Here is a 6,209-nt window from a genome sequence, read left to right as displayed (position 1 = left end):
CGCCGGCATGGGCGGGAGCCCGGCCGGCGGTGCCGGATAGCCGCCGCCACCCTGGGTGACGGGGCTGCCGGCGCCGGGGCGCGGCGAGGCCGCGCGGGCCTGCGGGTCCTGGGACTCGCTGGCGGCGAGGGTGCGGCTGCGCACCCGGTAGAGCCCGGTGTCGAGGTCGTCCGCCTTCTCCAGGTGGACCTTGATGGTCCCCATGAAGGTGTACCGCTGCTGCTTGGCGTAGTCGCGGACCATGCCGGAGAGCTCGTCGCCGAGCTGCCCGGAATAGGGGCTGAGACGCTCGAAGTCCGGGGCGCTCAGCTCCACGATGAAGTCGTTGGGGACGACGGTGCGGTCACGGTTCCAGATGGTGGCGTTGTTGTCGCACTCCCGCTGGAGCGCGCCCGCGATCTCGACCGGCTGCACCTCGGACTTGAACACCTTGGCGAAGGTGCCGTTCACGAGACCTTCGAGACGCTGCTCGAAGCGCTTCAGTACTCCCACGGGGCACCTCCTTCCCTCAGTGACGTTCCTGATGCTCAGTGTCGTTCCTGATACTGCTTACTGATCGTATCCACGCGTCGGGAAAACGGCTGGTTCCCCTTCGGCGGCAGGAGTGACGAGTGTCGCCTTCGGGGCGCCCTCTTGTCGTCCTCGCACCGCCTTCACTAGGGATCGTAGAGGCGGCCGCGAGTCAGTGTCCCGCAACCGGTGCGCTCCCCACGGACCCGGCGGTCCGGGAGGCCGTCCCGGGGCCGGCCTGCGCGGGGCCGCGGGAAACGCGTGCGAGGACACCCCGCGCACCGTGCTAATGTTCTCCGTGTCGGAAGGCGAACGCACAAGACCCGGGAAACACGGTCCGGGGAGAGTGCGGGAAGACTGAAGACAACACCCATGCGCGGGTGGCGGAATAGGCAGACGCGCTGGATTCAGGTTCCAGTGCCCGAAAGGGCGTGGGGGTTCAACTCCCCCCTCGCGCACCATGCGGTACGAGACGGACCCCTCCGAGTGACATCAGTCACCTGGAGGGGTCCGTTTCGCTTTGCGTGTGCGTATTGCCACGTGGGTGTCCGGCAGATCGTCCGCGCGCGGCGGGCGGGGGGCCCGAATTCGGCCGGGACGCGAGAGCTTGGCCGGAACGTTGCACGCGGTAGTGGCCGCAGTGGGAACATCATTCCGTAGTCGCGCTGGGGCGCTGTGTGAAGAGCGTCGTGTCCGGTGTCGTGGGGAGCCTCGTCTGCAACCGGAATGGGGGACGCTGTGGCTTTGAGCCAGTCGTCCGTGCTGGCGGAGTGGGTGCTGCCCGCCGCCGTCTGCGCGCCTGTGACATGGGTGTGCCTGGTCTGGCGCTTCCGCGAGGACGGGCGGCTGCTGGGTACGGTCCGGTCGACGCTGGCGGCGGTCGCGGTGGTGCTGTGGACCTCCGGCATGGCGGCCCTGGCCAGCGGGCTCCTGTTACCCCACGCGTCGAGCGTGCCGCCGGCCGCGGTGGGCGCGGTGGCGGGGCTCGGGCTGGTGCCCAAGCGGAAGCTGGAGCAGTCCGGCGAGCACCCCCTCATGGCGATCGTCACCCTCGGCGATTCGCTGCTGCTGAGCGGACTCGCGCTGCGGCTCCAGACCGACCGCGCCGAGTGGTCGTACCGCATGTCCAGTGGTTTCCAGGACTGCTGGGACCTCGACGCCTTCGCCGACCGGGTGTGCAGGCACCTGTTGTCGCGCGTCGACACCTCGGGTCGTACGGGCAGGGCGCGCACCAACCTCAAGCGCGAGATCGTGGAGCGGCACCGGGACGTACGGACCGCGGCGCAAAAGTGGATCACCGTGGAGACGAAGATCGAGAAGTCCTGCCAGCAGCAGGCGCGGGAACGTACGCGGGAGGAGCTGCGGCAGGCGCGGCGGGCGTTCGGCGAGGCCGAGCAGTACTGCGCGTATCTGCTCGACTTGGCGCACGCCCACGGCAAGCGCAGTGACGACAAGAAGATCATGGAACTGCGGCGGCGGTCCCCCTGGGAAGCCGTCGCCGGCCCGTCGGCGGGCTGAGCCCCGCGGCGCGGGGCGCTCGCGGGCGTCAGCGGTGGGAGCGCGCTAAGGGCCGTACGCGCACGGGGCGTTCGGCCTCCACGGGCTCGCGGACCTCGGCGGGTGTGGGCTCGCGGAACGAGATGTCCACCCTCAGGTCGAGCGCGTCCGCCACGGCCGCGAGAGAGCGCATGGTCAAATTCTCGTCCCCGGACAGGATTTGACTGACCCTGCCGGGTGAGACGCCGATGCAGTCGGCCAAGTCCTTGCGGGACATGCCGCGTTCGGCCAAGAGCCCGGCGAGTGATGCCGTCGCATGGCGCGCCAGACTGGCACCGGCTAACTCCGCCGTGCCGCCGCGTTCTGTATCGTTGCGCCAGGCCATGCTGTACCCCCAGAGTCGTGATGCCGCTGGACGGCTCCTCTCTAGAGGATGCCACCTTTAGGCTTAGCTAAAAGCCCAGATTCGGCTAAAGATTGCGTCACCACCGCTGTTGGTGACTCTTGACCACCTGTTGACCAGCGGTGACGCGGCAAACGGTCGATTCCGGCCAGACTCGGGCCGGCTGGTCGTCGCGGGGCGGGTGTTCGCCGCGCGGGGCCCGGTCGGGTGACGGGCCCCGGGCGTACGGCTGTTCAGCCGGCGAAGCGTGCGGCGAGTGCCTTGCCCTTGGCCGCGGCGTCCTCGAGTGCCTGGGCGCGGGAGGCGTCCGACTTCTCGATCAGACCGGCCATCGCGGGCACGGTATGGGCCAGGGTCAGCTCCGGGACGATGAAGTCGACGTCCAGGCCGAGCATGTCGCCGAGGGCCTTCTCCAGGTAGGTGGTCACGAAGTCGAAGCCCTCGCGGGGGGTGCCCGGCCCGTACGCGCCGCCGCGGCTGGCGACGACGGTGACCGGGGTGCCGGCGTTGGGCAGCTCCGGGATCCCGGCCGTGCGGCCCATGATGATCACGTGGTCCAGCCACGCCTTGAGCGTGGAAGTGATCGTGAAGTTGTACATCGGGGCGCCGATCAGCACCGCGTCCGCGCGCTCCAGCTCCTCGGCCAGTTCGGTGCGGAGCGCGATGCCCGCCTTCTGGGCCTCGGTGCGCTCGGCCGGGTCGGTGAACGAGGCGGTGATGGTCACCGCGTCGATGTGCGGCAGCGGGTCGGCGGCGAGGTCGCGGTGGATGACGGTGCCGTCGGGGTGCTGCTCCTCCCACGCCTTGCGGAAGGCGGCGGTGACCTCGCGGGAGGCGGAGCCCTGGGGGAGGGCGGAGGAGTCGAGGTGCAGGAGTGTGGCCATCGGGATCTCCAAGGGGAGGGCGTGACGCGGAGGGAGGCGTGACGCGGTCATTGCTTGCCGTACGGCGATGTAATTCCGTACGCAACTATTGATAGCACAGTAGCTTACTTTTCTGCAGCACCTGAGGGCGACGCAGTACGCTGGGGCCATGGCGGACCACAGCGAACAGGCGTGCAAGAGCGTCGACGTAGGCATGACGCGTGTCTTCGAGCTGTTCGGGAAGCGCTGGACCGGCCTGATCGTGGCCACGCTGATGCCGGGCCGGGTCTACTTCTCCGACCTGCGGCGCGCCATTCCGGGGATCAGCGAGCGCATGCTGTCGGACCGGCTCACGGAGCTGGCCGCAGCCGGTCTGCTCGTCCGCGAGGTGGACGCCGGGCCCCCGCTGCGCGTCGCCTACCGGCTGACCGAGGCGGGCGAGGCGATGGATCCGGCGCTCAGGGAGTTGGGCCGGTGGGCGGCGAAGTACCTGGCGGACGACCCCACTTGTCCCAAGGAATGCAGCTGAGCCGCTCTGTCGGTGGCGGGGGTAGATTTCCCTTCCAGTGAGTGTGCGGGCGCAGGGGGAGGGGGCGCGCGATGGCGCGACTGCCGTACGTACCGGGGTTCGCGGGACCGGCGGCCGGCGGCGGGGCCGCCGGGGCCGGATCGCCGAAAGCCGTGGGGAAGGCGTTGCGGGCGCGGGTTCCGCGTGCCGCGCACGCCGAGTGGGAGGCCGACGCCGGCAGGCCGGACGCGGTCTCCGCGGTCGAGGCGTCGAACGCGGGCCGGCTGCCCGGGCTGACGCCGATACGGGCCGGGCGGATGGCCGCCTCCCCCTTCGCCTTCCTGCGCGGCTCCGCCGGGCTGATGGGTTACGACCTGGTGCGTACGGCCGTGACGGGCATGGGCGCGCAGCTCTGCGGCGACGCGCACGCCGCCAACTTCGGGCTCTACGGCGACGCCCGCGGCGGCATCGTCATGGACCTCAACGACTTCGACGAGACGCTGCGCGGGCCGTGGGAGTGGGACGTGAAGCGGCTCGCGGCCTCGCTGGTCCTCGCGGGCCGGGAGGCGGGCGCGGACGAGGACACCTGCCGGGCGGCCGCACGGGACGCCGTGGGCTCCTACCGGCGCACGATGCGGCTCCTGGCCAGGATGCCGGTCGCGGACGCGTGGAACGCCATCGCCGACGAGCGACTCGTCTCGCACGCGGACGCCCGGGAGCTGCTGGGCACGCTGGAGCGGGTCGAGGCGAAGGCGCGCCGGAACACGAGCGCCCGGTTCGCGGCGAAGGCGACGGAGAAGTCCGACGGCGGCCGGCGGTTCCTGGACGCGCCGCCGGTGCTGCGGCGGATACCGGAGGGGGAGGCGGCGGCGGTCGCCCTGGCGCTGGAGGGATATCTGGGGACGCTGCCCGAGGAGCTGCTGCCGCTGCTGGCGCGGTACGAGGTGCAGGACGTGGCGTTCCGGGTGGTGGGCACCGGGAGCGTGGGGCTGCGCTCGTACGTGGTGCTGCTCCTCGACCACCGGGGGGAGCCGCTGGTGCTCCAGGTGAAGGAGGCCCGCCCCTCCGTTCTGCTGCCGTACGCGGAGAAGGCCGGCTTCGCGCCGCCCGAGGCCGGTCACGAGGGGCGGCGCGTGGTGCTCGGCCAGCGGCGGATGCAGGTGGTCAGCGATGTACTGCTCGGGTGGGCGACGGTCGAGGGCCGGCCGTACCAGGTGCGGCAGTTCCGCAACCGCAAGGGGAGCGTCGACCCGGCGGCCCTGGGCACCGACGAGCTCGATGACTACGGCCGGATGACGGGGGCCCTCCTGGCCCGGGCGCACGCGCACAGCGCCGATCCCCGGCTGATCGCCGGGTACTGCGGCAAGTCGGAGGAGCTGGACGAGGCCGTGGCGGCCTTCGCGACGGCCTACGCGGGCCGTGTGGAGGCGGATCATGCCGAGCTGGTCACCGCGGTGCGGAGCGGGCGGGTGGCGGCGGAGATGGGCGTGTAGGGGCGGGGACGGGCTTGCGGGGGCGTGCGGCGAGTGACCGGTCGTCGTGGTGGGCGTTGTGGCGGGACGGGACCGGCGGTCCCCTGGGGTGGGTGGGAGCTCGTACGCTGGGCGGGTGATGAAACCGGAAGCCGAGCAGAGCCAGCACGCCGAGGAGCCGGGCACGCACCGCCTTGAGCAGGCCGTACGCACGGCCGAACAGGCGCTGATCGAGTTCGAGATCGCGGTGGAGACCTTCCGGGTGGAGGTGGAGAACTTCTCCCGCCTCCACCACCAGCGCCTCGGCCCGGTGTACGCCCGGCTCGACGAGCTGGACGCGCGGATCGCGGAGGCCGTGGCGGCCCGGACCGGTGACGCCGATGATCTCCGGCGGGCCCGGGAGGCGCGGGCCCTGGTGCAGCCGCTGCCCGGGGTGGAGGAACTGCTCGGCGGCTGGATGGACTCCGAGGGGCTGTCGCCCGAGGCGCAGGCGATGCTCACCGACAAGCCGGTGCGGCCGCCGCAGCGGGTGCGCCCCAGCGCCGAGGCCCGCCGGGCCTTCCGGGAGCTGGTCCGCAAGGCGCATCCGGACCTGGCGCGCGACGAGGCGGAGCGGGTGCGGCGCGAGGAATTCATCGTGCGGGTCAACGCCGCGTACGCCGGCGGTGACGAGAAGCTGCTCGCGGAACTGGCCGAGGAGTGGGCCGCCGGGCCGGTGCCCGAGGAGCGGTGGCCGAGCCGCGCCGAGGAGCTGTACGCACGCCTGGAGTGGCTGGCGCGGCGCAAGGAGATGCTCGCGGCGCTGGCCGCCGAGCTGGAGGGCTCGGCGATCGGCTCGATGATCAAAATGGCGCCGGACGACCCGGACGGGCTGCTGGAGGAGATCGCCGAGGGCCTGCTCGCGCAGGTCACCGAGCGCGAGGCCCATCTGGCCACCCTGACCGGCTAGCAGGTCG

7 protein-coding genes and 1 tRNA gene are annotated in these 6,209 nt (G+C 71.7%); 5 read left to right on the top strand and 3 right to left on the bottom strand.

The window, feature by feature from the left end; genetic code table 11:
• The coding region (locus J7E86_RS21925) for a DUF3662 domain-containing protein (RefSeq protein ID WP_215083443.1) at positions 1-492 on the bottom strand (492 nt) is incomplete at its 3' end.
• A gap of 392 nt (positions 493-884) precedes the next feature.
• Between J7E86_RS21925 and J7E86_RS21920 the strand changes: the two genes are divergently transcribed.
• Positions 885-971 (top strand) — tRNA-Leu (locus J7E86_RS21920).
• 283 nt (positions 972-1,254) lie between these two features.
• A complete protein-coding gene (locus J7E86_RS21915; RefSeq protein ID WP_215083442.1) occupies positions 1,255-2,028 on the top strand; it encodes a hypothetical protein in 774 nt (257 codons plus the stop codon).
• A gap of 28 nt (positions 2,029-2,056) precedes the next feature.
• Here the strand turns inward: J7E86_RS21915 and J7E86_RS31665 are convergent, their stop codons facing one another.
• Both J7E86_RS31665 and J7E86_RS21905 read right to left on the bottom strand, forming a co-directional pair.
• Positions 2,057-2,392, bottom strand: coding sequence for a helix-turn-helix domain-containing protein (locus J7E86_RS31665; RefSeq protein ID WP_215083441.1), 336 nt, complete (start codon positions 2,390-2,392; stop codon positions 2,057-2,059).
• Positions 2,393-2,643: 251 nt separating this feature from the next.
• Positions 2,644-3,294 (bottom strand): FMN-dependent NADH-azoreductase, encoded by a 651-nt coding sequence (locus tag J7E86_RS21905; RefSeq protein WP_215083440.1) that lies wholly within the window; start codon positions 3,292-3,294, stop codon positions 2,644-2,646.
• Between the two features lie 148 nt (positions 3,295-3,442).
• On the opposite strand from J7E86_RS21905, the gene J7E86_RS21900 reads away from it, so the two are divergent.
• The 3 genes from J7E86_RS21900 (at position 3,443) to J7E86_RS21890 (ending at position 6,202) form a co-directional block, all read left to right on the top strand.
• A complete protein-coding gene (locus tag J7E86_RS21900; RefSeq protein ID WP_215083439.1) occupies positions 3,443-3,802 on the top strand; it encodes a helix-turn-helix domain-containing protein in 360 nt (119 codons plus the stop codon).
• A gap of 71 nt (positions 3,803-3,873) precedes the next feature.
• A complete protein-coding gene (locus J7E86_RS21895; RefSeq protein WP_215083438.1) occupies positions 3,874-5,274 on the top strand; it encodes a DUF2252 domain-containing protein in 1,401 nt (466 codons plus the stop codon).
• 118 nt (positions 5,275-5,392) lie between these two features.
• Positions 5,393-6,202, top strand: coding sequence for a hypothetical protein (locus J7E86_RS21890; RefSeq protein WP_215083446.1), 810 nt, complete (start codon positions 5,393-5,395; stop codon positions 6,200-6,202).
• The last annotated feature ends 7 nt before the right edge of the window (positions 6,203-6,209 follow it).

Origin of the sequence: Streptomyces sp. ISL-11, from assembly GCF_018614525.1 — a bacterium.
Lineage (GTDB): Bacteria > Actinomycetota > Actinomycetes > Streptomycetales > Streptomycetaceae > Streptomyces.
This window is presented reverse-complemented; position numbering and strand designations above follow the sequence as displayed.

Bases quoted from the DNA above. Each gene is read 5' to 3' on its own strand.
- J7E86_RS31665 (WP_215083441.1), bottom strand. From the start codon at position 2,392: ATGGCCTGGCGCAACGATACAGAACGCGGCGGCACGGCGGAGTTAGCC.
- J7E86_RS21890 (WP_215083446.1), top strand. From the start codon at position 5,393: ATGAAACCGGAAGCCGAGCAGAGCCAGCACGCCGAGGAGCCGGGCACG.
- J7E86_RS21900 (WP_215083439.1), top strand. From the start codon at position 3,443: ATGGCGGACCACAGCGAACAGGCGTGCAAGAGCGTCGACGTAGGCATG.
- J7E86_RS21895 (WP_215083438.1), top strand. From the start codon at position 3,874: ATGGCGCGACTGCCGTACGTACCGGGGTTCGCGGGACCGGCGGCCGGC.
- J7E86_RS21905 (WP_215083440.1), bottom strand. From the start codon at position 3,294: ATGGCCACACTCCTGCACCTCGACTCCTCCGCCCTCCCCCAGGGCTCC.